The organism is Malaciobacter canalis, from assembly GCF_008000835.1.
Lineage (GTDB): Bacteria > Campylobacterota > Campylobacteria > Campylobacterales > Arcobacteraceae > Malaciobacter > Malaciobacter canalis.
Map to the genome: position 1 here is coordinate 545,660 of NZ_CP042812.1, position 25,667 is coordinate 571,326.

The window sequence follows — 25,667 nt, forward strand, 5'->3', positions numbered from 1 at the left end:
AAAGTGAAAGTTAAAAATATATTAAAATTGTTATTGTTAATAAATATAATATTTATATTTGCAGGATGTAATGATACTAGTGATAATGGAAAAAAAGAAATAAAATATAATGCAACTTTAGCAATGCCACAATGGGATAAAAAAGCTAAAAATATTTTAGATGGATATATAGGTAATTGGCATCAAGCAAAAACAGACCCAATTTCAGCAACAAAGATAGGATATGCATACTCAGAAGAGCTAAAAGATTATGATAAAGCAATCAAATGGTATAAATATTCAAACTCGATGAAACCAACAGGAATAAACTCAAACTATATGTGCTATGCATATCAAATGAAAAAAGATTATAAAACAGCTATTAAATGGTGTAAAAATGCAATTGATTTAGGTAATAAAGAAGCATTGTTTCAGTTAGCATATACTTATAGAGAAAAAAAAGATTATAAAAAAGCAGAAGAATGGTTTATAAAATCATTTGAAAGTAAAGATAAAGATGCACCAATAGCATTGGGATATTTATATACAAATTATTTATATGATTATAAAAAAGCAGAAAAATATTACAAAGAGGGTGTAAAACTAAAAGATTTAGAAGCTAATCATAACTTATCAAGACTATATCACCATCATTTAAAAGATGATATAAAAGCAAGTGCATATGCAATAGCATTAATAGAAAATAAGTATAGCAAAAGTTCAGTTTTAAAACTACTTAAAAATAAATGGAACATCCCAAATGAAATCATAAAAAAAGGCTATGAGCTACAATTAAACTCAGATGAGTTTCCTATTAAATATAAAGGTAAATTAGGATTAGATGATGAATAAAACAGTACATAAATAAAAGAATTAACTTATATCTTATTTTTTGAAGTATTAATCTCACCTATATTACTATTAAGTTTAAAGGTGAGTTAGAATTATATTAAGGCTTTATTATGAGATTTTCACTTTTATTAACTGTGTGATAGATTATTACATTATACTTTTTAGCATAATATTTCATTAGAAGTTTTTGTATTGTGGGTTCAATTGATGGCATAAACCAAGCATTATTTGATATTGCAATAATATATTTTGTTTCATTTAGATTTTGGAAAATTTCATCTGTTGTTGCTTCATAGCAAATTGCATTTCTAAAGTTGTATCCTTTTATATTAAAATCAGTAGGTTTGCTTGCTTTTGAATAATCTTGCGCGCCATCATAGAAAATTTTATTTATTAAATCTGTTAAGATTTTTGGAAGTGGTATCTCTTCTCCAAAGGGTACTAAAACTACTTTATTGGCTATTTTTACTCTCTTATTTGAAAAATGAAAAGTTGAATTATAATATCCTTTTTCATCAGAAGACATAGCTCCTGTTATGATATCTATTTTAATAGATTTTTTCTTTAAAAAATCCATTAGAAATTCATTTTTGTCTAAAAGTAAAGGAAACGCTGTTTCAGGTAAAACTACTAAATCATAAGCATTATCAATGGCATAGTTTATTTCATCTATATTTCTATCTATAATATTTAATTTATTTTTTTGATTCCATTTTATATTTTGTGAAGTATTTAATTTAGCCATGTATATTTTTAAGTTTGGTTCTTCTACTTTTACAGGTTCTGAGTAGTTTATTGCAAATAGTAGTGGAATAATAGCAAGGGCTTTATATTTTAATTTTCTTGTTAGAAAAAACATACTTATAATAATTAATGCAAAGCTTAATTTAGAAGTATCAAAATATGAATCAATAAATAAAAGTTCAAGTTTAAACCAATTGAATCCAAAAGGCTCAATATAAGTAAGTGCAAAAATGGCAAAAGCTCTAAATATAGGTTTTTTTATAAAATCAATTAGAAAAAATAAAAAAGCAATAATTAATCCAAATGCAATAGTTACAAAAGGAATTAAATATATTAAATCATAATAAATAAAACTAAAAGCTATCCAATAAAACCAAAATATTCCAGTAAAAAAACCAGCAATTACTAAAGATACTCTAGGAATTGTAAGAAGCATAAAAATACTAGCTAGGCCTAAAATAGAATTTAATAGTTTTATTTCTATACTAAAATGGGATAAGTAGATAAAACAACTAAGTAATATTGCAGTTATCAAGCCTTTTATTATAATAGTTTTGTTAAAATTAACACGTTTTACTAAAAACATAGAAAAAACTTTACTAAAAGGAAATTTAATGGAAGGTCAAAGTGCTGATTTAATAAGCTCATTACTACCTCTAGTTGCATTATTTGCGATTTTTTATTTTTTAATTATCAGACCACAGCAAAAACAAGCTAAGGCTCATAAGCAAATGATTACTGAATTAAAAAAGGGCGATAAGATTGTAACAAATGGTGGCTTAATGGTAGAAATTACAAAAGTTGAAGAAGACTTTTTAATTGTAAAAAATCACGACAACACTGAAATGAAATTAAAAAAAGAGTTTGTTGCAAAACTTTCAGAATAATTTAAACTATTTTAAAACATACAATCTTTGTATGTTTTAAATTTTCTATGTACTACAAGCTAAGGAAAATAATTGAAAATCTTTAATTATAGACTAATAATTTTTATATTAAGTATCATATTTGGAGTTGTGTTTTCAATGCCTTCATTTATGCAGACTGATACTGGTAAAAAGATTGCATTAGGACTTGACCTTCAAGGTGGTCTTCATATGCTTTTGGGAGTTCAGACAAATGAAGCTGTAACTTCAAAAATAAAAAGTATTGCAACTTCAATAAAATATTTTGCAGAAGAAGAAGACCTATTAATCGAAGAGTTAAGTATCAACGAAGATAGTGTAAGTTTTACGGTATTAGATGGTGATGAAATTCCAAAAATTGAAAAAATGTTGGAAAAAATCGATGGCTTAAATATTGCTATTGATTCTTTAAATGTTGATGTAAGTTTAACAGAAGAAGAGATAGCAAGAACAAAAGACTTGTCTGTATCTCAAGCAGTTGAAACTATTAGAAATAGACTTGACCAGTTTGGTTTATCTGAACCTACGGTTATAAGACAGGGTGAAACTGATATTGTTGTTCAACTTCCAGGAATTAAATCTCAAGAAGAAGAAAAATCAGCAAGAGAATTAATCTCAAAACCTGCAAATTTAGAACTTATGGCTGTTGATGAAGAAAGAGCTGATAGAGTTTATACTATGAGTGATGCACAAGCAGCTGAATATGGTGATATTATTTTAGAAGATACAAACAACTCAAATGTTTTATATCTTGTAAAAGAGATACCAATTTTAAATGGTGATCAAGTAATAGATGCAAAAGTAGCATTTGATCAATCAAATCAACCAATAATTAATTTTACTTTAAACTCTGCTGGTTCAAGAATTTTTGGTGATTTTACAGCAAAAAGTATTGGTAAAAGACTTGCTGTTGTTTTAGATGGGAAAGTATATTCTGCTCCTTCAATTAGAGAAAGAATTGGTGGAGGAAGTGGACAAATTTCTGGTGGATTTACTATTGCAGAAGCTGGGAATGTTGCTATTGCTTTAAGAAGTGGTGCTTTACCTGCATCTGTTAAGCTTCTAGAAAAAAGAAGTGTAGGACCATCTCTTGGTGCTGATTCTATTAAAGCTTCAATGCTTGCACTTATTTTAGGGTTTATTTTAGTTGTAATTTTTATGGTAGTTTACTATAGACGTGCTGGGTTTGTTGCTAATATTGCATTGATTACAAATATCTTTATTATTATATCTGTTATGGCAATGTTTGGAGCTACTTTAACCTTGCCTGGTATGGCTGGTATAGTTTTAACTGTTGGTATGGCTGTTGATGCTAATGTTATTATTACTGAAAGAATTAGAGAACTAATTAAAAAAGGTAAGTCAATTCCAAAAGCTATTGAAGATGGTTACTCAAATGCAATGAGAGCAATCTTAGATGCAAATATTACAACACTATTGGTTGCTGTAATACTTTATGCTTATGGTACAGGTCCTATTAAAGGGTTTGCAGTGACTATTTCTATTGGCATTTTAGCATCTATGTTAACAGCAATTTTAGGTACACATGGTATTTATGAAGCATTAATGCCTAAAATATCAAAAGATAAAAACGTTAAAAAATGGTTTGGAGTTAGTTAATGGAAATTTTTAAATCAAACAAAGTATATAACTTCATGGGAAGAAGATTACCTTTTTTAGGTTTTTCTTCGATTTTATTTATAGCATCAATAGTTCTTTTATTAGTAAAAGGCTTAAATTTTGGTATTGATTTTGCTGGTGGAACTATTGTTCAAGTAAAATATGAAAAAGCTGCTCCAATTTCAGATATTAGAGATGTTTTAAAAACAAAACCTGAGTATGCAAATGCTATTATTTCAAAATTTGGAAGTGATGAAGAGGTTGTTATTAGACTTTCTGGTTCATCTTCTGATTTGTCAACAGATATTAGTGATAAAATTCATATTGTATTAGACCCTACTGGAAATTTTGAAGTAAGAAGAGTTGATATTGTTGGTCCAAAAGTAGGTAATGAATTAAGAGAAAAAGGTCTGATGGCTTTAGGATTATCAATAATAATCATCTTAATTTACGTTAGTTATAGATTTGAATGGAGATTTGCAGTTGCTTCTATTTTAGCACTTGTACATGATATTACTATTGCACTTGGTGCAATTTCTTTATTTTCTGTGGAAGTAAACTTAGATATATTAGCAGCAATATTGACCATCTTGGGATATTCACTAAATGATACAATTATTGTATTTGATAGAATTAGAGAAGGGGTTCAATCTTCTAAAGAAACAGCCCTTGAAAAAATTGTAAATGAATCTGTTAGTATGACTTTATCAAGAACTACTCTTACTTCATTGACAACTTTCTTTGTTGTTGCAACACTGTTTGCATTTGGTGGTGAGATAATCCATGGATTTGCCTTTACATTACTTGTAGGTATTGTAGTAGGTACTTATTCATCTATATTTATAGCAGCATCATTCTTAGTTCAATTAAAGTTCTCTATTGCAGACTTTAGAGCTAAAGAAGCTGAAAAAGTTAAAAGACAAAAAGAGAAAGAAAAAATAAGAGCCATGTATGAAAAAGGAACAGTTTAGAAGCTATAGCTTCTAAACAGTCCTTTTTAAAACTATACTACTTCAAAACAAAAAAACTACTCAGTCACTTACTTCAGTAAGCTCCTTCATATTTTTTTATTTATATAGCGTAATTTTCATTTCTGCTCATGATTTTTTGTTTTACTTTTTATAAAAGAATTAATAAAAGACTCCAAAGGGCAATTTGAATATAATAAATCCAATAGTTTATTTAAAGAGTATAAATGTGTAATATTGAAAATTGTAGTTTAGAAAATTTTGGAGATAGTGATAAATGTATTTTACATTGTGAAAAGAAAAAGATTATTTTGAGTAGGCGATGTATAGAGTTTTTTTTTTAAACATTTTATAAGAATGTATTAAACCAAAAAAGACATTCAAATAGTGATATAGAAATTTATAAAGTTATCTTCCCCAATAAAAAAATTCATAAAATTTGGAAGCTACTTTTAAAAAAAAATATTTATTTTAAAGAGTGCACTTTTTATGGTGAAATTATCATTAAATCCATTGATTTTAAAAGTAAAATATATTTGAAAAACTGCACCTTTGTTAAAGGCTTAAATTTAGAACATTGTTTAATTGATGGTGACATAACATTTAATAATTGTTTTTTTCAAGAAAAATGTTCATTTTATAAAACTATATTTAATGGGTTTCTTAATTTAGAAAATAGCTTTTTTAATAAAAGATTAGAGTTAAAGTATGGAGTTTTTAAAAATAAGGTTAATTTTAAAAATACAACTTTTAAAAATAAAGTTAATATCCCTTATGCAGATTTTAAATCAATTAATAACTATTTAAATATAAATATTAACTTTAGAAAAAATGATAGAGAAACTGCAAGAATTATAAAAGACTCTTTTGAACAGCAAAACAATATTATTGAAGCAAATAAATTTTATGCAATTGAGATGAAAAAAGAGAAGATGAATTATCTAAAGATATAAAAAAAGGTAAGAATATTTTCGATTGGTTGATTTTTAAAATTCATGGTATCTCTTCAAATCACTCTCAAAGTTGGATTACTGCATTTTTATGTATCTTAATTGTGGGACTTATATCTTCATTGTATGATTACTCTTTATTTACAGAACATAATGTAATAATTGATAAGATAGCATTAAATATGAATTATAAATATTATATATTTTTATTAGGTACTTTTATAATATTAAGTGTGAGTTTTTTTATTGCAGCAGTTGTAAAAGTAAATAGAGCAGTTTATGTATTTATAGTTAGTTCTTTACTTCCAATATATTTATATACTACCCATGATATAAAGTTTGTATTATTTACAAATACAGTAAATCCATTTACAGTAATGACAAGTGGTGATACTTTAGATGTAATACAACTTTTATTTAAAATTATCATTGCATTTTTAATATATCAATTCATAATTTCAATAAGACAAAATACAAGAAGAAAATAGAATTTAAATATAAATATTCTCTTTTTTTTCACTTGGGTTTATTTTAATTGTTTTTTTAATAAAATAGATACAACAAAAGGAGAATAATAAATGAGCGAAGCAGTTTTACAAAAAAAAGGGTTTTTATATAATTTTGATAAATATACTTCAAAAAATGGTACTGATTGGTATTTAGCCTTAACATGGATATTTATTTTAGAGATTATATCTTCAATTATTGAGTTTTATTATTTACCTACAGCAAGAGAGTATGTTATTCATATTCAAAAAGGTATTTTTAGAGAGTTATTAATAGCAAGTTTTGTAAGTTTCTTTGTTTGGCATTTTGTTTATAGTGTAATTCAAATGAGAAGACAACAGTTTTTATTTTTAGTAATGTATTTTTTACTTGGAATATATTTTTATTTAACAGATGATGTAACTTTTAATTTATTATTTCATAATATAATCAATCCATTTGAACTTGAATTTAACAGATTTGGTATATATACAATTTTTCAAATTGTTATTAAGCTTGTAATGTTATATCTAATTGTAAGATTTTTTCAAAGTATCAAAAATAGAAAAAAAGACAAGCAATAACTTTTTTTTACTTCTGTTCTAATTAAGTATAAAAGCCTCATTTTATACTTTTTTAGATATCATATTTGCTTCAATTAAAATAGAAAATCAAAGGATTAATATGGATTGGGGCAAGGTTACTTATATATTTTTCTCACTCATGTCACTCACAACAACAGCAGGTTTTATCTATGAACCAAATGCAGTTGCACTGTTTTTAGCAGCAGGTGTAAACGTAATATCAACTATTTTAAAAATTGGTGTAAAAAATCTTTTAGCAGCAGAACTCTTAGCAAGTTCTTTAGTTGCAGATTTACACTTAATTCCTGCGTTTATGGTATTGACTTTTACGGGTGATGAAAGATTATCAATTGCATTAGCAATAGGTGCAGTTGTGGCAAATCTTTTCTCAATAGCATTAGCACTAATTGAGAGTGCAAAAAGCGAAAGTAAGGATATTTATTAATGGAATATAATCCACAAGATATAGAAAAAAAATGGCAACAATATTGGAGCGAAAACAATAGTTTTGAACCAAGTGAAGATACGAAAAAAGAAAAAAAATATATTTTAAGTATGTTCCCATATCCAAGTGGTAGAATTCATATGGGGCATGTTAGAAACTACTGTTTAGGAGATGCTTTTGCTAGGTATTTTAGAAAAGCAGATTATAATGTATTACATCCAATTGGATGGGATAGTTTTGGAATGCCTGCTGAAAATGCTGCAATAAAACACAAACTTCATCCTAAAAAATGGACTTATGAAAATATTGATTATATGAGAAATGAGTTGAGAGCTTTAGGATTATCTTTTTCTGAAAATCAAGAGTTTGCTACATCTGATGAACTTTATACAAAATGGGAACAAGAGTTTATTATCAAAATGTATGAAGCAGGACTTTTATATAGAAAATCAACTACTGTAAATTGGTGTGAGCCTTGTCATACAGTTTTAGCAAATGAACAAGTAGAAGAGGGATGTTGTTGGAGATGTGATACTCCTGTAGAACAAAAAGAGATGCCAGGATATTATGTAGCTATTACAAAATATGCACAAGAGTTACTTGATGAGTTAAAAACTTTAGATGGTTCTTGGCCAAGTCAAGTTTTAACAATGCAAGAAAACTGGATTGGAAGAAGTGAAGGTTTAGAGTTTGAACTAGAACTTTCAAAAGAGTCTCACTACAAATTAGATAAGCAATTTAGTTCATTTGAGGTATTTACAACTAGACCTGATACAATCTATGGAGTTTCATATTCAGCTTTAGCAGTAGAACATCCTATTGTAAAATATATTATTGATAATAAATTACTTCCAGAAAATAAAATAAATGCTATTAAAGCAATGCAAAAAGTGAGTGAAAGAGATAGAGCAGCTATGCCTAAAGAAGGTGTTTCTTTAGAAATTGATGTGATACATCCATTAACAGGTGAATCTATTCCTGTCTGGGTTGCAAATTTTGTACTTGCATCATATGGTGGAGGTGCTGTTATGGCAGTTCCTGCACATGATCAAAGAGACTTTGAGTTTGCAAAACAGTATAACTTACCAATTAAACAAGTGATTGTTGGAACTGATGGTATTATTGATAATCCAAGTGAAGCTTATACTGAATATGGAGAATTGATAAACTCTGAAAGTTTTTCAGGACTTAAAAGTAATAAAGCTAAAAAAGCAATTATTTATCACTTTGAACAAAACTCAATTGGTAAAAAACAAATAAATTATAAATTAAGAGATTGGGGAGTATCAAGACAAAGATATTGGGGAGCTCCAATTCCTTTTGTACATTGTGATGATTGTGGTTTAGTACCTGAAAAAATAGAAAATCTACCAATTGCATTACCAGAAGATGTTGAAATAACAGGGAAAGGAAATCCTTTAGATACCCATGAATCTTGGAAAAAATGTACTTGTCCTAAATGTGGAAAAGAAGCAACAAGAGAAACAGATACTTTGGATACATTTGTTCAATCATCTTGGTATTTTTTAAGATACGCTACAAATCATAAAAAATGGCAAAAAGAGGGTATTTCTAAAAAGGATGCTGATTATTGGATGGATGTTGACCAATATATTGGTGGAATTGAACATGCAATTTTACATCTACTTTATGCAAGATTTTTTACAAAAGTATTAAATGATTTAGGATACATAAATTCAAGAGAACCATTTAAACAGTTACTTACTCAAGGAATGGTTCTTAAAGATGGTGCAAAAATGTCTAAATCAAAAGGAAATGTAGTTGACCCTGATTCTATTGTAGAAAAGTATGGTGCTGATACTGCAAGACTTTTTATTCTTTTTGCTGCGCCTCCAACAAAAGAGTTAGAGTGGAATGACAGTGCTGTTGATGGAGCATTTAAGTTTATTAAAAAGTTTGTTCAAAGAAGTTCTCATGTTACAAATGAAGCAGCTAGTAATTTTGCAAATATTGAACACTCTTCTTTATCAAAACCTGAAAAAGAAGCAAGAAAAAAAGTTTATGAAGCATTGAAAAGAGCAAATGATGTATTTACAAAAACTTATACTTTTAATACATTAATAGCAGGAGCTATGGAAGCTTTAAATGCCTTACAATCTCAAGAAAATGAGTTGGTTTGGGCTGAGGGATATTATATTTTGACAAATATTTTAGAACCTATTATTCCTCATACTTGTTGGGAATTATCAGATAAGTTATTTGATAAAGAAAATTTTCATAGTGAAATAAAAATAAAAGAAGAAGTATTTTCTCTTGATTCAATAGTTTTAGCAGTTACAATAAATGGTAAAAAAAGATGTGAAATTGAAGTAGCTCCTAATACATCAAAAGAAGATATTTTAGTAGAAGCAAAAAAAGTTGCTTTAAAGTGGATTGAAAATAAAGAAATAATAAAAGAAATTGTAGTACCAAATAAATTGGTTAATTTAGTAATAAAAGGTTAGTAATGAAAAAGAGTCTATTAGTACTAATTTCATTTTTTGTAATATCTATTTTAGTAGGGTGTGGATATAAGCCTTCAAGTTATTATGCAAAACAACAAATTAAAGGAAATGTATTTGTTGATTTATTTGTAAATTTAAAAGATCCAAAAAACTCGGTTTTAATCAAAGATGCAATGAATGAACTTTTAGTACATAGGCTAGATGCAAAACTAGTTACAAATAAAGATGAAGCAGATACGATTATTTATTTAAGACTTGGTAGTGTATCTATGAATGAACTAGATTATGATAAACAAGGTTTTACGAAGCTTTATAGAGCAAATGTAAATATAAATGTAAGATATGAAAATAGTGAATACAATAATTCATTTAATGTATCTGGAACTCATGAGTTTTCTATTGAGGGAACAACAATAACAGATACAAAAAGATTTGAAGCAATTAAAAGTGCGGCTTCAAAAGCTTTAGAAGAGGTTATCTCAAAAATTGCAGTTTACTCTTTTAAAAAGTAGATTAAATAATGCAAGAAAATTTGAAAGATATTGATTTAGAAGGGTTTTTAAAGTACAAAACCCTTTATTATGACAAAATAGACTTCTCAACAGTTAAAAACTCTTGGGAGTGTCTAAAAACTTATATTGATTTACCATATGTAATTCATATTGTTGGAACAAATGGTAAAGGTAGTACAGGAAGATTTTTAGCTCATTATTTACATAAAAAAAATTTCAATGTAGTTCATTATAGCTCACCACATATTATTAATTTCAATGAAAGAATATGGCTAAACGGAAACGATGTAAATAATGAAGTGCTTGAAAATGCACATAAAAAAATACAAAATATACTTGATTTACAACTTTTAGAAAAACTTACATATTTTGAATACACAACTTTACTTGCATTATATATTAGTTCAAAATCTGATTATATAATCTTAGAAGCAGGACTTGGTGGAGAGTTTGATGCAACTAATGTAGTAGAGAATAGTCTTAGTTTAATAACAACAATTGATTTAGACCATCAATCTTTTTTAGGTAATAGTGTTGAAGAAATAGCAAGAACTAAAATGCGTGCATGTGATAAGCAGATGATTGTTGGCTATCAAATACATGAAAGTGTAAAAAAGAGTGCTTTAAAAGTTAAAGAAGAGATTAATAATGAGTTTAATAAACAAATAAATATTGCTTTTGTAGAAGATTTTGATGAATATAGTTTTAGTATTGATTTTCCTAGATATTTAATAAATAATTTACATTTAGTGATTTCATGTTTAGAGTTTTTAAATATAGATATTGATTTAAAGTTATTTGATGATGTAAATTTAAAAGGAAGATGTGAAAAGATTGCATCTAATATCACTATTGATGTTGGACATAATCCTTTAGCTGCAAGAGCTTTAAAAGAGCATTTTAAAGATAAAAAAATTACATTAATATACAATTCTTATAAAGATAAAGATTATAAAGAGGTTTTAAGAGTTTTAAAACCTATAATTGATGAAGTAATTATTATTGAAATTGATGATAAAAGAATTGTAGATAAACTGAATTTATTAGAAATTTGTAAAAGTTACAATATAATGGCAAGTTTTAATCTTGAACTAAAAAAAGATAAAGAGTATTTAGTATTTGGTTCTTTTTTAGTAGTAGAAAAATTTTTAGGTTTTTTAGGTGTTGATGAAAAATAGATTAATTATTACAGTATCAGATGTAAGTGGAACAAAGTCATATAATATACATCAATTTGTTAGAAAATTTCTTAAAATTTTTATAGTTGTTGCAGTAGTGGTTTTAGGGAGCAGTTTTTGGTTGATTTCATATTTAAATAAAGAAATAACACAAGTAAAACAGACTAAAGAAGAACAAATTTTATCTTTAGAAAAAAAAGAGAAAGAGTTATTAGCTCAAAATAGTTTTTACTCTAATCAAATAAAAGGTAAAGTTGATGATATAGAAGAGTTAAGTTCAAAACTTGATCATCTTGAAGAGATAATAGGAATAAAAAAAGATGATGATGCAGGTCCTATAAAAAGAGCAACTTTAGCAACTATGACTACAGTTGAAAAAGTTTTTATGTTAAAAATAATTCCAAATGGAAGTCCTTTAAAAAAGACAGTGATAACTTCAAGTTATGGATATAGAACACATCCCATAACTAAAAAAAAGAAGTTTCACAGAGGTATTGATTTAAGAGCTAGAATGAGAACAGAAGTTTATGCAACTGCTGATGGGGTTGTAAGTTATGTTCAATCAAGAGATAGGGGTGGTTTTGGAAGAGTTGTTAAAATTATGCATGGATACGGTTTCCAAACTGTTTATGCACATTTAAATAAAACAAAAGTTAAATTAGGACAAGTTATAAGAAAAGGTGAGTTAGTTGGGCTTAGTGGAAATAGTGGAACAAGTTCAGGACCTCATTTACATTATGAAATTAGATATGGAGTAAAGATAATTAGTCCTTATTATTTCATAAAGTGGAATATGAAAAATTATGACATGATTTTTAAAAAACAAAGGAGAATTCCATGGGAATCTTTGGTAAAACTAATAAGCGATCACAAGAAAATAGTGCAACAGTAATTGCTTCAGGCACTTGCATTATTGGTGGAATAAGTACAGAAGGTACTGTACATATTGATGGTAAATTTGAAGGTGTTATTTTAGAAGCTGATGTAATTACAATTGGTCAAACAGGTGAAGTAATTGGAGATATAAAAGCAAATAATTTAATTGTTAGTGGATTATTTGATGGAAAAATAGATTGCAATGAAGTTCATGTATTATCTTCAGGAAAAGTAATAGGTGAAATAAAATATAATGAATTAGTAATTGAAGAAGAAGGAAAATTCGAAGGGCAAGGTATTAGAAAAGGCTCAAAACTTACAAGTAGATATGGTGAAATTGAGCAAAAAATTAATAATATTATAGTATCACCAAAACCAATTACACATGATAAAAATTCGTGAAAGATTAGAACAGCTTTATAATCAAAAAAGAAGTATTGAAGAGCAAATAAAATATTTAGAGGCTCAACTTCAAAATGAAAAAAAGCTAAATAAATCTTTTTCAAAAAATGAGAAAATTGAACTTTTCAAATCATTATTTGTAAATAGATTTGATATTTATGCTAAAAAATGGATTAGCAAAGATAATAAAAAACAAAAATATTTTCCTGTAACACAAACTTTTAAGGGTGAGGATTTTATACCTTTAACAAACCAAGAGATTGAGCTTCATCTAAGAGGTTTAAATGATATAGCAACATATGTAATAGATCATTCTAATTCTTGTAAATATGTTGTATTTGAACTTTTAGATGAGGATAAGTTTAAGTTACAAATAACTTTAAACTCTTTAAATATTAGAGCATATTATGAAATTACACCATTTGATAGTTTAAAAGCTTGGATATTTTTTGAAGAAAAAATTAGTGCAAAAATGGCAAATTTATTTGCAAATGAAATCTTAAGAAGAGCAAATATAACTGCAAAGATTTTTCCTAAAGAACAGTTTGCTACAAAGGCAAATTTAGGTTCATATATTACTTTACCTCTTCATTTAAATTATAGAAAAAACAATCAAACAGTTTTTATTGATATTAATACTTCAAAAGTTTATGATGATCAATGGAGTGTCCTAAATAACGTTGCAAAGGTAAAAAAACAACAAGTTATACCTTTATGTCAAGAAGAGAAAATAAAAAGTTTTGATGAAACAACTTTTGAAGAGATAATATTTCCAAGTTTTGAGTTAAAACTTATAATTTATGATTTTTTATATATTCCAACAAAAGATTTATCAAAAGGCTTAATAAATAAACTAAAAAGTTTTGCTAGTTTTGAAAACCCTCAAATAAAAGTACTTTTAAGTCTTAGAAAACCACTATATAATACTCCAAGAGTTATAAAAAATTATGAAGAAGATGAAAAGTATTTAAAACTTCCAAGGGGACTTATTTATAAAACATTGGATTTTTTTAAGACAAATAGTATTAAATATCTACTTGATGATAAAAAATATTTTGAAAAAATTCAAACAAAAAAAGTGGTTTTTACACTAAGAGATGAACAGCAAGATGCAATTGATAATATATTAAAAACTGATTTTTCTATTTGTGTTGCACCTCCTGGTTTTGGAAAAACTTTAATTGGTGCAAAGATGATAGAGCTTAGAGCTTGTAGTACTTTAATTATTGTTAATAAAAATATGTTGTTAACACAATGGATTCAAAGATTTGTGGATTATTTTAAATATGATAAAAAAGATATAGGTTACTTAGGAAAAGGAAAAAATAAATTAACAGGTCAAATTGACGTTGCAACAATGCAAAGTTTGAAAAATGATCCTGATATTATAAATGATTATTCTTTTGTAATAGTAGATGAGTGTCACCATATTCCAGCTGTAACTTTTGAACAAATAATTAAGCAGTTTCATGGAAAATATATCCTAGGTCTTAGTGCAACACCTAAAAGAAAAGATGGATTAGATCCTATTTTATTTCAACAACTAGGTGATATATCATATGAGCATGTAAAAAAGAAAACAAGTTTAAATAGATTAAAAGTAATTAGAACAGATTTTGAAAGTAATGCAGATAATTATGCAACATTAATAAATGAACTATGTATAGATAAAAATCGTAATTCTTTGATTTTGGAACAAATCAAAACTTTTATTACAAGAAAAATTTTAGTTTTAAGCGATAGAATAGAACATTTAAAAGTACTTGAGGATTTGTTAAGTAGTGAAGGTATTGATTATGTTTGTATTCATGGAAGCATGAATAAAAAAGAACAAGATGAAAATATGAAGCAAGTTAAAACAAAAAATTTGGTACTTGCAACTACTTCATATTTTGGAGAGGGCATAGATTTTCCTCATTTAAATACAATACTTTTTGCAACACCAATTTCATATTATGGAAGACTTATTCAGTATTTAGGAAGAATTGGAAGAGATGGGCAAGAGTGTTTAGCAATTGATTTTTTAGATTCAAAAAATGCTATGTTAAACTCAGCTTATAAAAAAAGGCTTGAGGGCTATAAGCAAATGTATTATAAACAAATTATAGGAAAATAGATGTTAGGGATTATCGTTTGGACAATATTTATTGCAGTTATGGTAAATCTTTTATTAAAAAGATTTAATCTTCCAACTATTATAGGGTATATTGCAACAGGTACGATTATTGCTTATTTATTTGATTTACATAATGCTGTTAATAATCATGATTTAAAAGAAATAGCAGAGTTTGGTATAGTTTTTTTAATGTTTACAATTGGTTTAGAGTTTTCAATTGACCATTTAAATAAAATGAAAAAAGAGGTACTTGTAACAGGTGGTTTGCAAATAGTTGTAACAACTGTTTTTGTTTTTTTAGTATGTATGTATATACTTGGCTTTGATTATAAAACCTCTTTAGTAATAGGGGCTGCCTTATCACTCTCTTCAACTGCAATAGTATTAAAAATTTATAATGAAAGTGGAGATATTAAAAAGCCTTATGGAAGAAGAGTTTTAGGTATTTTAATTATGCAAGATATAGGAGTAATTCCTATTTTGCTTATGATTTCAATTTTTAGTATGGATGATAGTAAATCTATTGCAAATATAATATTTGAAACAACAGTTGCTGCTTTTATTTTAATTTTGCTTCTTTATGTAACTGGTAAATATCTATTAGAACCTTTTTTTGAGTATGTTAGTGAATCTAAATCAGAAGAGCTTTTTGTTGCTTCTGTTTTATTAGTAGCAATTGGAGCTTCTCATATGGCTTATTATTTTGGTTTTTCACACTCATTAGGAGCTTTTATTGCTGGTATGATGATTAGTGAAACAAAATTTAAGCATCAAGTAGAAGCTGACTTAGTTCCTTTTAGAAATCTTCTTTTAGGAGTATTTTTTATAACAGTTGGAATGCAAATTAATTTTTCAGTAATAGCTGAACATATTTTTACTATTTTAATTTTACTTCCTGTTTTATTAGGCTTAAAATATATAATTATTTATTTACTTGTAAGAATTGATGATACAAAAAGAGTTGCATTTAAAACAGCTTTATCTTTAGTTCAAATAGGTGAATTTTCTCTAGCAGTTTTAGAATTAGCAAGAAGTAAATCTTTAATTGACCCAACATATTCACAAATTTTAATTGTAACAATAGTTATTTCAATGCTTTTAACTCCATTGGTATTAAAAAATCTATCTTCAATTGCAGCTAGAATATTACCTGAGGATACAATGCAAATAGTAAATAGTATGCAAATAGCTGATGATACAAAAGGTCATATTGTAGTGATTGGTTATGGACATTTAGGTCAAGAAGTAGTTGAAAAATTAAAAGCTGAACATAGAAACTATGTAATAGTTGAACATAATATGAAGTATTACAAAATAGGAAAAGATAAAAATGAACCTATAATTTTTGGAAATGCTGCTAGTAAAACAATACTTCAATCAATAAACATAAAAGAATCAGCAGCAATTGTAGTAGCAATTGATAACCCTGAAAAATTAACACTAATATGTGAAGTAATTGATGACTTGACACATAATACAAAAACGATAGTAAAAGTTGGAAGAAAAAGTGAAGCAAAAGAGTTAGAAAGATTACATATTGAGCATGTTATTATAGAAGATGAGGTCTTATCTCAAGCAATTTTAGAAGAAACAAGAAGTTGTAGACTTGATTTTATAAAAAAGTAAAACTAAAGCTTTTATAAGCTTTAGTTTAAGTTATTACTCTTTGTATTTATTGATATAAATACTCATTATTAGTGTTATTAATAAACCATTAAACTATGATTTAATAATGGTTTAGAGTGCTTACTTATAATTACTATTCATAAAGGAGATGAATTGAAAAAGATATTACTATTAAGTAGTTTCTTAAGTCTATACTTGCATGCTCAAAACTTAGATATTTTAAATAAAGAGAAAAAACAGTTAAGAAGTTTAGATGAAAAGATAATAAAACAAGACCATGAAAAATCAAAAAATCAATGGATTTCTCCTATTAATATTAGCTCAAATATTAATAGAAGTCATTCATTTAGTGATGAAAGTGATAAATTAAATAAAACAGTTTCTTTAGGTTTTACTCAAAGTATATATGAGTCTGGAGGAATTGAGTTTACTATTAAGTATGCAAATGAAAAATTGCAATCAGATTTTTTAAATTGGCAAAATGAAAATAATCAAATTTTACAAACAGTATATGAAACTTTATTACAAATAAAAAAAATCAATATACAATTAGAGCAAAGTGATTATGAGTTAAAAAATAAAGAGATTGAACTTATTTTAAAAAAGATTCAATATGAAAATGGCAAAAGTGATATTATTGAGTTAAATAATGCAATAATGGCAAAAAATAATCAGTATAAAGAAAATGTTAATTTAAAAAATTCATTAAAAAAACAAAAATTAATTTTAGAAAAATATACTAAGTTAAAGTATCAAGAAATAAAATTGATTGATTTTTCAAATATAAATAAGAGTGATTATATAAAGAAAAATATCCAATTACTTTATGAAGACTCATTGGCTAATTTAGCAAACACTTCATATAAGAAGCAAAAAGCAAGTTATTTACCAAAGGTAACTTTATCTACAAATTTATCATATAGTGAAAATGAAGATTTAATCTCTAATAATCGTGATGATAATAACTCTGGTTCTATTGGTTTGAGTTTATCAATGCCTTTATATGATATAAATAAAAAAGCAACTTTAGAAAAGTTAAGGTTAGAATCACTTAAACAAAAAATTAATCTTATTGATTTAAAAAATCAAATACAAAAAGAGTTTGATGAAACTTTAACAAAAATACAAACTTATAAAAACTACAACAAAATAATAAATGAAAATATAGAGTTGTATGATGATTTAATACAAATAAATCAAGTTTCAAGTCAAGCTGGAATGTCTTCAAAATATGATTTAGAAATATTAAAAAATACAAAAAAAATAAATGAGTATGATTTAGCAATAAATAATATAGATATGCAACTTGAATATGCAAAATTATACTTTCAAATAAAGGCAAATAACTAATGGATTCAACTTTACAAGAGCAATTAAATGCACATTCAAAAAGTAATAGTTCTAAGAAAAAAAATATTTATTTAATAGCTATAGTTATTATTATTTTGGCTATTTCTTACTATTTTTTTATATTGAAAAATGACAATAAAAATCAAGAAATATCTTATATTACACAAAAAATAAAAAAGGGTGATTTACAAATATCTGTTATGGCTACAGGGAATTTAAATCCAACAAATAGTGTAGATATTGGAATAGAAGTATCTGGAACTATAAAAGAGATTTATGTTGATTTTAATGATAAGGTTAAAGTAGGGCAGGTCTTGGCTAAACTTGATACGACTAAATTAAAATCCCATGTTGATAGTTCAAAAGCTTCACTTGCAATCTCAAAAGCAAACCTAAAAGAGAGTGAAGTAAATGTTAAAAATAAAAAGCTAAATTATGAAAGAATGCTTAAGATGTTTGAGCAATCAAAGGGAAAATATCCCTCAAAAAATGATTTAGATGATTCGATGTTTTCATATGAGAGTTCAAAAGCTTCATATGAAGCAGCAAAAGCAAAAGTTATGCAAGCTGAATATAATTTAAAAACAGACCAAGAAAATTTGGATAAAGCAGTAGTAAAATCTTCAATTGATGGAATAGTTTTAAACAAAGCAGTTGAAGTAGGACAAACAGTTGCTGCTTCTATGTCAACACCAACACTTTTTACCCTTGCAAAAGATTTGTCAAAAATGGATTTAATTGTAAGTATTGATGAAGCTGATGTTGCAAACATAAAAGAGGGTTTGGATGTAACTTTTACAGTTGATGCATATCCAAAAGAGATTTTTAAAGGAAAAATAAAACAAGTAAGATTTAATCCTGTAGAAGAGAGTGGAGTAGTTACTTATGAAACAGTAGCTTTAGTAAATAACGCAAAACTTTTATTAAGACCAGGGATGACTGCTTCTGCAAATATTATTACAACTGAGTTAAAAGATAAATTACTTGTTCCAAATAGTGCTTTAAGATTTGAACCAAGTGAAATTGAACAAGTTAAAAAGAAAAGTATGAGTTTAACAGGACCTTTTAGAAGAGATAGAAAAAGTAAAAAATCTAAAGAATTAGCAGGCTTATCTTATAAAACAGTCTATATTTTAGAAAATAATAAGTTAAAAAAACTAAGAGTAAAAGTTTTACAAACAGATGGAAGATTTACAAGTATTGAATCAAATCTTTTAAAAGTTGATGATGAAGTTGTTATTTCTCAAAAGAGCATTTAATGAATGATGATAAAACAATAATAGAGTTTAAAGATATTGTTAAAACATATGGAAAAGCAGAAGCCAAAACATATGCTTTAAACAAAGTTAGTCTTAGTATAAAAAAAGGTGAATTTGTATCAATAATGGGTGCAAGTGGAAGTGGAAAATCAACTTCTATGAATATGATTGGATGTTTAGATTTTCCTACAAGTGGAGAGTATCTTTTTGATGGAATAAATGTAGAAAAGTTAAATCGAAATCAAATGGCACTTATTAGAAGAAACTATTTAGGTTTTGTATTTCAAGGTTTTAATCTTCTTGGAAGAACTAGTGCTTTAGAAAATGTAGAATTACCTTTAATATATAGAAAAGTTTCTACTAAAAAAAGAAAAGAACTTGCTATTGAAGCTTTAAATAAAGTTGGACTAGGAAGTGTTATTCATCATACTCCAGCTCAGCTTTCAGGTGGACAACAACAGCGTGTGGCAATTGCTAGAGCAATTGTAACAAATCCTTTAGTTTTATTAGCAGATGAACCAACAGGAAATCTTGATAGTATAAAAAGTATTGAGATAATGGATTTATTAAAACATCTAAATGAAGAGTTAGGAATTACTATTATTATGGTAACCCATGAAGAAGAGATGGCAAAATACTCAAATAGAGTTATATACTTTAGAGATGGGCATATAGAAAAGACTCTTAAAAAAGGATATAAATAATGTTACTAAATGCCTTTTTAATAGCTTTAAAAGAGATAAAAAGAAATATATTACGGTCAATTTTAACAATTTTAGGAATTGTAATTGGAGTTACTTCTGTAATTGCTATGGTAATGATTGGAGATGGAACAACTGCAAATGTTCAAGAAAATATATCAAAGCTTGGAACAAATATGTTAACTTTAAGAGTAGGGCAAGAAAGAAGAGGAAAACCAAGAAGTGATAATAGTGCAAGAGCTTTTAAACAAGTAGATATAGATGCTATAAAAAATCAAATTGTTAATATAAAAGCAATTGCAGCTGAAAATAGTAGCTTGGTTAATGCAATATATTCAAATAAAAGTTATACAACAAGTATTATAGGAACAAGTAATGATTATTTTGTTATTAAAGATTGGATATTAAAAAGTGGAAGAGCGTTTGATGAAAATGAATTAAATTTTGGACAAACTTCTTGTATTTTAGGTACAACTATTGTAAAACAGCTTTTTGATAATCAAGATCCTCTTGGTGCAAAAGTAAGACTTAACAGCTTTGCTTGTACAGTAATAGGTGTTTTAAAATCAAAAGGTGCAGCTGCATTTGGAAGAGATCAAGATGAGATTATTGTAGTACCTTTAAAAATGTTTCAAAGAAAAATACAAGGTAATAAAGATATTAAATCAATTTTAATTTCAATTAATGAAAGTAAAAATATTAAACAAGCAAAAAAAGATATCACTTTATTAATGCAAGAAAGAAGAGCTATAAAAAAATCAGAAGAGAATAACTTTTATATAAGAGATATGCAAGATTTACTCTCAACTATGACTTCTACAACAAAAATGCTAACTTATCTTTTAGGCTCAATTGCAGCTATTTCTTTACTTGTAGGTGGAATAGGTATTATGAATATAATGTTAGTTTCAGTTACAGAAAGAACAAGGGAAATAGGAACAAGGCTTGCAATTGGAGCTATGGAAAGCGAAGTTTTATTACAGTTTTTAGTTGAATCTATAGTTTTATCTACTCTTGGTGGAATTATAGGAATAGTTTTAGGTATATCAATTGGATATTTTGCAGTTCATTTTATGGAATTGCCTTTTATAATTAATACTCAAATTATTATAATTGCTTTTATATTTTCTACATTAATTGGTGTGATTTTTGGATATTTTCCAGCTAGAAAAGCTGCAAGATTAAATCCTATTGATGCTTTAAGATATGAATAGTGAAGGTTAAAGTAAAGAAGAATACTCTTCTTTACTTTATTAAAATATTAGAATTTTAGTTGCATTGAGAAGCTATATCTTCTTCCATCTAGAACATTGTCATAACCATCATCTGTAGTTACTTCTTTATTTGTTAGATTATAAATCCCTGCTTTTAAAATGATATTTTTTGCAACATCATACACTAATCCAGCATCAGCAAATGTATATGATGGTTGTTTATTTAATTCACCACTTCTTGAGATTTCTCCTGCTGTTTTACTTCTATAGTTTACTTGAGTCCAAAGATTAAGTTTTCCTGTTGCTTCCCAATCTAGTCCAGCATTAAACATATGTTTTGAAATATCATTTAAAGGTCTTCCTTTATTATCCCCTGATTTTTGCTCAGATTTTGTATATGTATATGAGTGTCTATATAATAAATTATCTGTAATATTATAATCTGTTGTCAATTCAATACCCTCAATCTCAGCTTCATCAACATTTTCATAAGCTGTATACCCATATTTATGAGGTTCATAAGAGGTTCCTTTGTATGTGCAAGGTTGGTTTGGTGGACATATTTTACCTGTTCTTTGAATCTTATCTTCAAATTTCGTATGAAAAGCTACTAAACTAGCTTTTAATCCTAAATCATAATCATTGTAAGCTAATCCTGCTTCATAGTTTAAGCTCTCTTCTGGTTCTAAATCAGGGTTACCAATCATAACACCACCTCTTGATATTCCTGCAAAATCAGGAGCAGCTTGTCTTAATGAAGGTGCTTTATAACCTGCTGTTACTCCACCTTTTAAAGTAAATTTATCTGTTAAATGATAAACCGCATATGCTTTTGGACTAAAATTACTTCCAAAAGCTTCATTATCATCATATCTACCACTAAGTGTTAAAGCTAAATCTTGTGTAATTGACCATTCATTCTCAGCAAAGAAAGAGTATTGATATCTATTCATTTCTACTATGCTATCATCAAGTGAACTTGTTGCTCCATCTTCAAGAGTTTCATCTTTATAATTAAATCCTATAGAAGTTGTGTTTTTATCAAAGAAATATGTTCCTTGAGTATTAAAAGTAAGAGTTTCAAACTCAATACCATTTCCTGTTGCTTCATTAACTCTTGAATTGTTTTTTGCTTTTTCATAATTGATATATGAGTTTATAAGAAATTTATCATAGTTTGCTTGATGCATAAGGCTATATGCATAATTTACTGATTTTTGATGAGATACTTCATTCTCTACAAGATTTCCTTTTCTATCAATATAAGTTTTTGAAATACTTTTTCCTGGATTAGAAGTTCTTTCTTGAACTCTATAATCATAAGATGCTGTTATTGTATTATTTTTATCAGGAGTTAATGTAAATTTTGTTCCTATATTTTTTCTTTCAAAATCTGGATCACTACCTGCTTTTAATGCACCTGAACTTTTAAAGTTACTCTCATCTTGGTTTAGTATTGAGCCATTAATTGATACTGATAATAAATTTTCTATCAAAGGTAAACTAATATATGCATTTGTTTGAATAGAGTCATTATTTACTTTATTTGATGAATCAGCTTTTATATACTCTGTTGAAATATTTGCAGTAACTTTATTTGTATTTCTTTTTGTGATGATATTAATTACACCACCCATTGCATCTGAACCATAAAGTGATGAGGCTGGACCTCTAATAATTTCAATTCTTTCAATACTATCAATTGATGGTAAAAAGTTTATTGGCGCACCGCTTAAACTACCATTTGGACTAAAAGTATCATTTCCTTGCATAGGTTTTCCATCAATTAAAAACAGTGTATAATCTTTTGCCATACCTCTTATACTAATACTTTGGTTTGAACCACCACCATTAACATATAAACCAGGTACATTTTTCAATGCATCTGTAACATCTGTAAAAGATTTCTTTTCTAACTCTTCTTTTGTAATAACTGAAATTGTAGCTGCTGCATCAGCAATATTTTGCTCAATTCCAGAAGCACTTACTACAGTTACATCATTTAATTTTGTATTATTAGCATTTAGTACAGTAATAGAACTTACTAAAGCCAATGAAGTAATAAAATGTTTTTTTATGTTCATTTAATTCCCCTTGTGTATTTGTGATTTTATAATTGTAGTAAGACATAATGATAGAAAAATGATATTTTGATAATCAATATTAAAATTGATATCAAAAATAAAGGTATTAATTAAGTAAAAACTTTATTAATACCCAAAATAAAAAAGAAACAAATATAGTAAATATTAGTAGTTTTGGTTTATATGTTAAAAACAGAGCAATAATTATTATAAAAAGTGCTAAAAATCCAAAAAAATAAGTAATTCCAAGAGATAATCCAGTAGTTTTAATAAATAAAACTAAACTGATTATTAAAAGAGCATTTCCTAATAATTTTGATGCAATTTGGTAGTTTTTGTTTACATTAGTACTAATTACTACTTTATAGTGTTTATTCATGCTAATACTTAAAAAAATTAAAGCTATGTATAGTATATATGCACTCACTGTCATTTTAAACCTTTTTTTGAATTTCTTATTAAAAAATATGAACCAATTGCAAATACAATAGCAGTTAAAATAAAGAATAAATCAAAATAAAAATACATTATTTCTCTATTTAGAAAATCTTTTGTCCAAAATAATGCATTTAAAATTGGAATAGAAAAATAGATAATTGATGTTATAATCATCTGCTCAATCCACGCTTTTTTGCTTTGTCTTAAAAAACTATGTATATAACATAGTAACCAAGCTATAAAAAAAGTATTTATTTCTAAAAGGTGTCTATTTTCAATATTTACTTCAATTACTCTATTTGCAATAAAAAATATTCCAATTGCAATAAATAAACCTGTAATTGTTCCAATATTAAGTTTTTCTACAAGCTTAAAACCAATGCTTGTATTTATTTTTTGTTTTTTCTTTCTTTTTTCTATCCATAAAACTAAGCCAGTTCCTGCTAAAACAATACCACTTATTCCACAAATAAAAAACAGAAATCTCATTGTAGAGTTTGCAAATATTGCTCGATGTAAAGTTGCAAAAGTTGTATTTGTATTAATTATATTGCTATTTGTTGTTGGAGGTATATTTTTTGAAATAAGCTTTGCAGTATTTGCATCATATGTTAAGTATTCCCTTTCAAATTTTGAACTAAAAATAGAAGATGTTTCTTTTGGTCTAATTTGTATTTCATATGAACCATTTTTATTTTTATTAATAGAAAAACCACCAATATTATTAGGCCAAACTTTATTTGCATTTATTAAAACTTTATTTAGATTTTCAAAACTTAAAGACTTATTTTGAGCTTTTTTATTTACATTTTGATGAATGATTTGTGTTTGTTTTAAGTTACTTAAATCACTTCTATATTCTCTAAAATCGCCGTCATAAGCTGCTTGCATTCCCCATGGCATTACTAATCTTGCAAATAAAAGTAAACCTGAATAAGTAATCATAATATGAAATGGCAATGCTGCAACAGCTGGAATTATATGTGCATCCATCCAACCTCTAGGATTAGCTTTTGCTCTTAATGTAAATATATCTTTAAATATTCTTGTATGTATAATTATTCCTGTAATAATAGCCACAAACATAGACATTGTTGCTAGTGCAATTGCCCATCTTGAAAAATATCTTGGAAAGCCATATAGTTCAAAATGAAATCTATATAAAAAGTTACCTCCCGCTGTTTGTCTTGTGTTTATATTTTCTCCACTTGATGCATCATAGTATTGATATACTCTTTTTGCTCTATGGGAATTATCACTTTTTTCTCGCCACATTGCAGATATTATATTTGAGCGACTATTTGGTAAAGTTATTGATATATTAGAGTTGTTTTGTGCTAATTCTATAGCTTTTTGTTTTGCAATATCTAAACTATTTTTAGACTCTTTTGAGTAGTGCAATTCAGGCTTCATCCATAAAGTAACTTCATCTTTATAATAAGAAAAAGTTCCTGTTACAAAAACTGCAAATAATATCCAACCTACAATTAATCCACTCCAAGTATGAAGCCATCTCATTGATTCTTTAAAACTTTTTTCCATAATTAACTTTCCAACATTAAAAGATTATTTATTATAAAAAGAGTGATACATACACTTGCTAATTGAAAAAATAGTTTTTTAATTTGTACATTACTAAATGCATATAAAATTATCAAAAGCCAAATCATAAATGATATCATTGAAGCAAATAAAGTAGCTTCTGCTTTATTTTCAAATGGTAAACCAAGTGTTAGTGTTATCGTTGCTAATGAGGTTAATAAATAACCTCCAAATGAAGCAAGTATAAATCTAATTATTTTCATTTTTTTTCCAAAGTATTAAATTTATACTAATTGTAACTTTGAATAATGATTAAAAAATGACATTTTAATAGTAACTATTAAAATCAATTGATAAAATAGTATAAAGTT

At 26.5% G+C, this 25,667-nt stretch carries 24 protein-coding genes; 19 read left to right on the top strand and 5 right to left on the bottom strand.

Translation table 11 applies throughout. The features are described 5' to 3' along the window. Positions 1-3 precede the first annotated feature (3 nt). Positions 4-831: a tetratricopeptide repeat protein gene (locus ACAN_RS02690; RefSeq protein WP_099333883.1), complete on the top strand. Its 828-nt coding sequence runs from the start codon at positions 4-6 to the stop codon at positions 829-831. A gap of 97 nt (positions 832-928) precedes the next feature. Here the strand turns inward: ACAN_RS02690 and ACAN_RS02695 are convergent, their stop codons facing one another. Next, a complete protein-coding gene (locus tag ACAN_RS02695; RefSeq protein WP_099333884.1) occupies positions 929-2,161 on the bottom strand; it encodes an apolipoprotein N-acyltransferase in 1,233 nt (410 codons plus the stop codon). 28 nt (positions 2,162-2,189) lie between these two features. Here ACAN_RS02695 and yajC point away from each other — a divergent pair, with 28 nt between their 5' ends. The 18 genes from yajC (at position 2,190) to ACAN_RS02785 (ending at position 21,232) form a co-directional block, all read left to right on the top strand. After that, positions 2,190-2,462, top strand: coding sequence for a preprotein translocase subunit YajC (gene yajC, locus ACAN_RS02700; protein WP_079579191.1), 273 nt, complete (start codon positions 2,190-2,192; stop codon positions 2,460-2,462). Between the two features lie 72 nt (positions 2,463-2,534). Beyond that, positions 2,535-4,100 carry a protein translocase subunit SecD gene (gene secD / locus ACAN_RS02705; RefSeq protein WP_099333885.1) on the top strand — a complete coding sequence of 522 codons (1,566 nt, stop codon included), beginning with the start codon at positions 2,535-2,537 and terminating at the stop codon, positions 4,098-4,100. Next, positions 4,100-5,071 (top strand): protein translocase subunit SecF, encoded by a 972-nt coding sequence (gene secF / locus ACAN_RS02710; RefSeq protein ID WP_099310748.1) that lies wholly within the window; start codon positions 4,100-4,102, stop codon positions 5,069-5,071. The genes secD and secF overlap by 1 nt, the downstream gene beginning before the upstream one ends. 533 nt (positions 5,072-5,604) lie before the next feature. After that, positions 5,605-6,021: a hypothetical protein gene (locus ACAN_RS02715; protein ID WP_099333886.1), complete on the top strand. Its 417-nt coding sequence runs from the start codon at positions 5,605-5,607 to the stop codon at positions 6,019-6,021. Between the two features lie 26 nt (positions 6,022-6,047). After that, entirely contained in the window at positions 6,048-6,506 is a 459-nt protein-coding gene (locus ACAN_RS02720; RefSeq protein ID WP_099333887.1) for a hypothetical protein, read from the top strand. Positions 6,507-6,596: 90 nt separating this feature from the next. After that, the gene (locus tag ACAN_RS02725) at positions 6,597-7,088 is read left to right on the top strand and encodes a hypothetical protein (protein WP_099333888.1); all 492 of its coding nucleotides are present in this window, start codon (positions 6,597-6,599) and stop codon (positions 7,086-7,088) included. 100 nt (positions 7,089-7,188) lie between these two features. After that, entirely contained in the window at positions 7,189-7,533 is a 345-nt protein-coding gene (locus tag ACAN_RS02730) for a DUF6394 family protein (RefSeq protein ID WP_079579201.1), read from the top strand. Further along, positions 7,533-9,998 carry a leucine--tRNA ligase gene (leuS, locus tag ACAN_RS02735; RefSeq protein WP_099333889.1) on the top strand — a complete coding sequence of 822 codons (2,466 nt, stop codon included), beginning with the start codon at positions 7,533-7,535 and terminating at the stop codon, positions 9,996-9,998. The genes ACAN_RS02730 and leuS overlap by 1 nt, the downstream gene beginning before the upstream one ends. Before the next feature lie 2 nt (positions 9,999-10,000). After that, positions 10,001-10,510, top strand: coding sequence for an LPS assembly lipoprotein LptE (lptE, locus tag ACAN_RS02740; RefSeq protein WP_099333890.1), 510 nt, complete (start codon positions 10,001-10,003; stop codon positions 10,508-10,510). Positions 10,511-10,518: 8 nt separating this feature from the next. Continuing rightward, a complete protein-coding gene (locus ACAN_RS02745) occupies positions 10,519-11,688 on the top strand; it encodes a glutamate ligase domain-containing protein (protein WP_099333891.1) in 1,170 nt (389 codons plus the stop codon). Next, positions 11,678-12,580 carry a M23 family metallopeptidase gene (locus ACAN_RS02750; RefSeq protein ID WP_099333892.1) on the top strand — a complete coding sequence of 301 codons (903 nt, stop codon included), beginning with the start codon at positions 11,678-11,680 and terminating at the stop codon, positions 12,578-12,580. Before ACAN_RS02745 ends, ACAN_RS02750 begins: the two co-directional genes overlap by 11 nt. Next, complete coding sequence (locus ACAN_RS02755; RefSeq protein WP_079579208.1) at positions 12,526-12,966, top strand: bactofilin family protein; 441 nt, start codon at positions 12,526-12,528, stop codon at positions 12,964-12,966. The genes ACAN_RS02750 and ACAN_RS02755 overlap by 55 nt, the downstream gene beginning before the upstream one ends. After that, complete coding sequence (locus ACAN_RS02760; RefSeq protein WP_099333893.1) at positions 12,950-15,082, top strand: DEAD/DEAH box helicase; 2,133 nt, start codon at positions 12,950-12,952, stop codon at positions 15,080-15,082. Before ACAN_RS02755 ends, ACAN_RS02760 begins: the two co-directional genes overlap by 17 nt. Then, positions 15,083-16,708, top strand: a complete 1,626-nt coding sequence (locus ACAN_RS02765) for a cation:proton antiporter (protein WP_079579212.1) — start codon at positions 15,083-15,085, stop codon at positions 16,706-16,708. 153 nt (positions 16,709-16,861) lie between these two features. After that, a complete protein-coding gene (locus ACAN_RS02770) occupies positions 16,862-18,058 on the top strand; it encodes a TolC family protein (protein ID WP_099333894.1) in 1,197 nt (398 codons plus the stop codon). Beyond that, entirely contained in the window at positions 18,058-19,317 is a 1,260-nt protein-coding gene (locus tag ACAN_RS02775) for an efflux RND transporter periplasmic adaptor subunit (protein WP_099333895.1), read from the top strand. Before ACAN_RS02770 ends, ACAN_RS02775 begins: the two co-directional genes overlap by 1 nt. Further along, entirely contained in the window at positions 19,317-20,021 is a 705-nt protein-coding gene (locus ACAN_RS02780; protein ID WP_099333896.1) for an ABC transporter ATP-binding protein, read from the top strand. The genes ACAN_RS02775 and ACAN_RS02780 overlap by 1 nt, the downstream gene beginning before the upstream one ends. Beyond that, entirely contained in the window at positions 20,021-21,232 is a 1,212-nt protein-coding gene (locus ACAN_RS02785) for an ABC transporter permease (RefSeq protein WP_099333897.1), read from the top strand. Before ACAN_RS02780 ends, ACAN_RS02785 begins: the two co-directional genes overlap by 1 nt. A 47-nt stretch (positions 21,233-21,279) precedes the next feature. On the opposite strand, the gene ACAN_RS02790 is transcribed toward ACAN_RS02785, so the two are convergent. The 4 genes from ACAN_RS02790 to ACAN_RS02805 form a co-directional block, all read right to left on the bottom strand. Next, complete coding sequence (locus ACAN_RS02790) at positions 21,280-23,316, bottom strand: TonB-dependent receptor domain-containing protein (RefSeq protein ID WP_099333898.1); 2,037 nt, start codon at positions 23,314-23,316, stop codon at positions 21,280-21,282. A gap of 106 nt (positions 23,317-23,422) precedes the next feature. Beyond that, complete coding sequence (locus ACAN_RS02795) at positions 23,423-23,749, bottom strand: DUF3325 family protein (RefSeq protein WP_099333899.1); 327 nt, start codon at positions 23,747-23,749, stop codon at positions 23,423-23,425. After that, positions 23,746-25,296 carry a PepSY-associated TM helix domain-containing protein gene (locus ACAN_RS02800; RefSeq protein ID WP_099333900.1) on the bottom strand — a complete coding sequence of 517 codons (1,551 nt, stop codon included), beginning with the start codon at positions 25,294-25,296 and terminating at the stop codon, positions 23,746-23,748. The genes ACAN_RS02795 and ACAN_RS02800 overlap by 4 nt, the downstream gene beginning before the upstream one ends. A 2-nt stretch (positions 25,297-25,298) precedes the next feature. Beyond that, positions 25,299-25,559, bottom strand: a complete 261-nt coding sequence (locus ACAN_RS02805; RefSeq protein WP_099333901.1) for a hypothetical protein — start codon at positions 25,557-25,559, stop codon at positions 25,299-25,301. Positions 25,560-25,667: the final 108 nt, after the last annotated feature.

Excerpts from the sequence above, each read along its gene's own strand:
- ACAN_RS02760 (WP_099333893.1), top strand. The coding sequence starts at position 12,950 with ATGATAAAAATTCGTGAAAGATTAGAACAGCTTTATAATCAAAAAAGA.
- secF (WP_099310748.1), top strand. The coding sequence starts at position 4,100 with ATGGAAATTTTTAAATCAAACAAAGTATATAACTTCATGGGAAGAAGA.
- ACAN_RS02725 (WP_099333888.1), top strand. The coding sequence starts at position 6,597 with ATGAGCGAAGCAGTTTTACAAAAAAAAGGGTTTTTATATAATTTTGAT.
- ACAN_RS02805 (WP_099333901.1), bottom strand. The coding sequence starts at position 25,559 with ATGAAAATAATTAGATTTATACTTGCTTCATTTGGAGGTTATTTATTA.
- leuS (WP_099333889.1), top strand. The coding sequence starts at position 7,533 with ATGGAATATAATCCACAAGATATAGAAAAAAAATGGCAACAATATTGG.
- ACAN_RS02755 (WP_079579208.1), top strand. The coding sequence starts at position 12,526 with ATGGGAATCTTTGGTAAAACTAATAAGCGATCACAAGAAAATAGTGCA.
- ACAN_RS02800 (WP_099333900.1), bottom strand. The coding sequence starts at position 25,296 with ATGGAAAAAAGTTTTAAAGAATCAATGAGATGGCTTCATACTTGGAGT.
- ACAN_RS02785 (WP_099333897.1), top strand. The coding sequence starts at position 20,021 with ATGTTACTAAATGCCTTTTTAATAGCTTTAAAAGAGATAAAAAGAAAT.
- lptE (WP_099333890.1), top strand. The coding sequence starts at position 10,001 with ATGAAAAAGAGTCTATTAGTACTAATTTCATTTTTTGTAATATCTATT.
- yajC (WP_079579191.1), top strand. The coding sequence starts at position 2,190 with ATGGAAGGTCAAAGTGCTGATTTAATAAGCTCATTACTACCTCTAGTT.
- ACAN_RS02745 (WP_099333891.1), top strand. The coding sequence starts at position 10,519 with ATGCAAGAAAATTTGAAAGATATTGATTTAGAAGGGTTTTTAAAGTAC.
- ACAN_RS02795 (WP_099333899.1), bottom strand. The coding sequence starts at position 23,749 with ATGACAGTGAGTGCATATATACTATACATAGCTTTAATTTTTTTAAGT.
- ACAN_RS02750 (WP_099333892.1), top strand. The coding sequence starts at position 11,678 with ATGAAAAATAGATTAATTATTACAGTATCAGATGTAAGTGGAACAAAG.
- ACAN_RS02790 (WP_099333898.1), bottom strand. The coding sequence starts at position 23,316 with ATGAACATAAAAAAACATTTTATTACTTCATTGGCTTTAGTAAGTTCT.
- ACAN_RS02765 (WP_079579212.1), top strand. The coding sequence starts at position 15,083 with ATGTTAGGGATTATCGTTTGGACAATATTTATTGCAGTTATGGTAAAT.
- ACAN_RS02780 (WP_099333896.1), top strand. The coding sequence starts at position 19,317 with ATGAATGATGATAAAACAATAATAGAGTTTAAAGATATTGTTAAAACA.
- ACAN_RS02775 (WP_099333895.1), top strand. The coding sequence starts at position 18,058 with ATGGATTCAACTTTACAAGAGCAATTAAATGCACATTCAAAAAGTAAT.
- ACAN_RS02730 (WP_079579201.1), top strand. The coding sequence starts at position 7,189 with ATGGATTGGGGCAAGGTTACTTATATATTTTTCTCACTCATGTCACTC.
- ACAN_RS02695 (WP_099333884.1), bottom strand. The coding sequence starts at position 2,161 with ATGTTTTTAGTAAAACGTGTTAATTTTAACAAAACTATTATAATAAAA.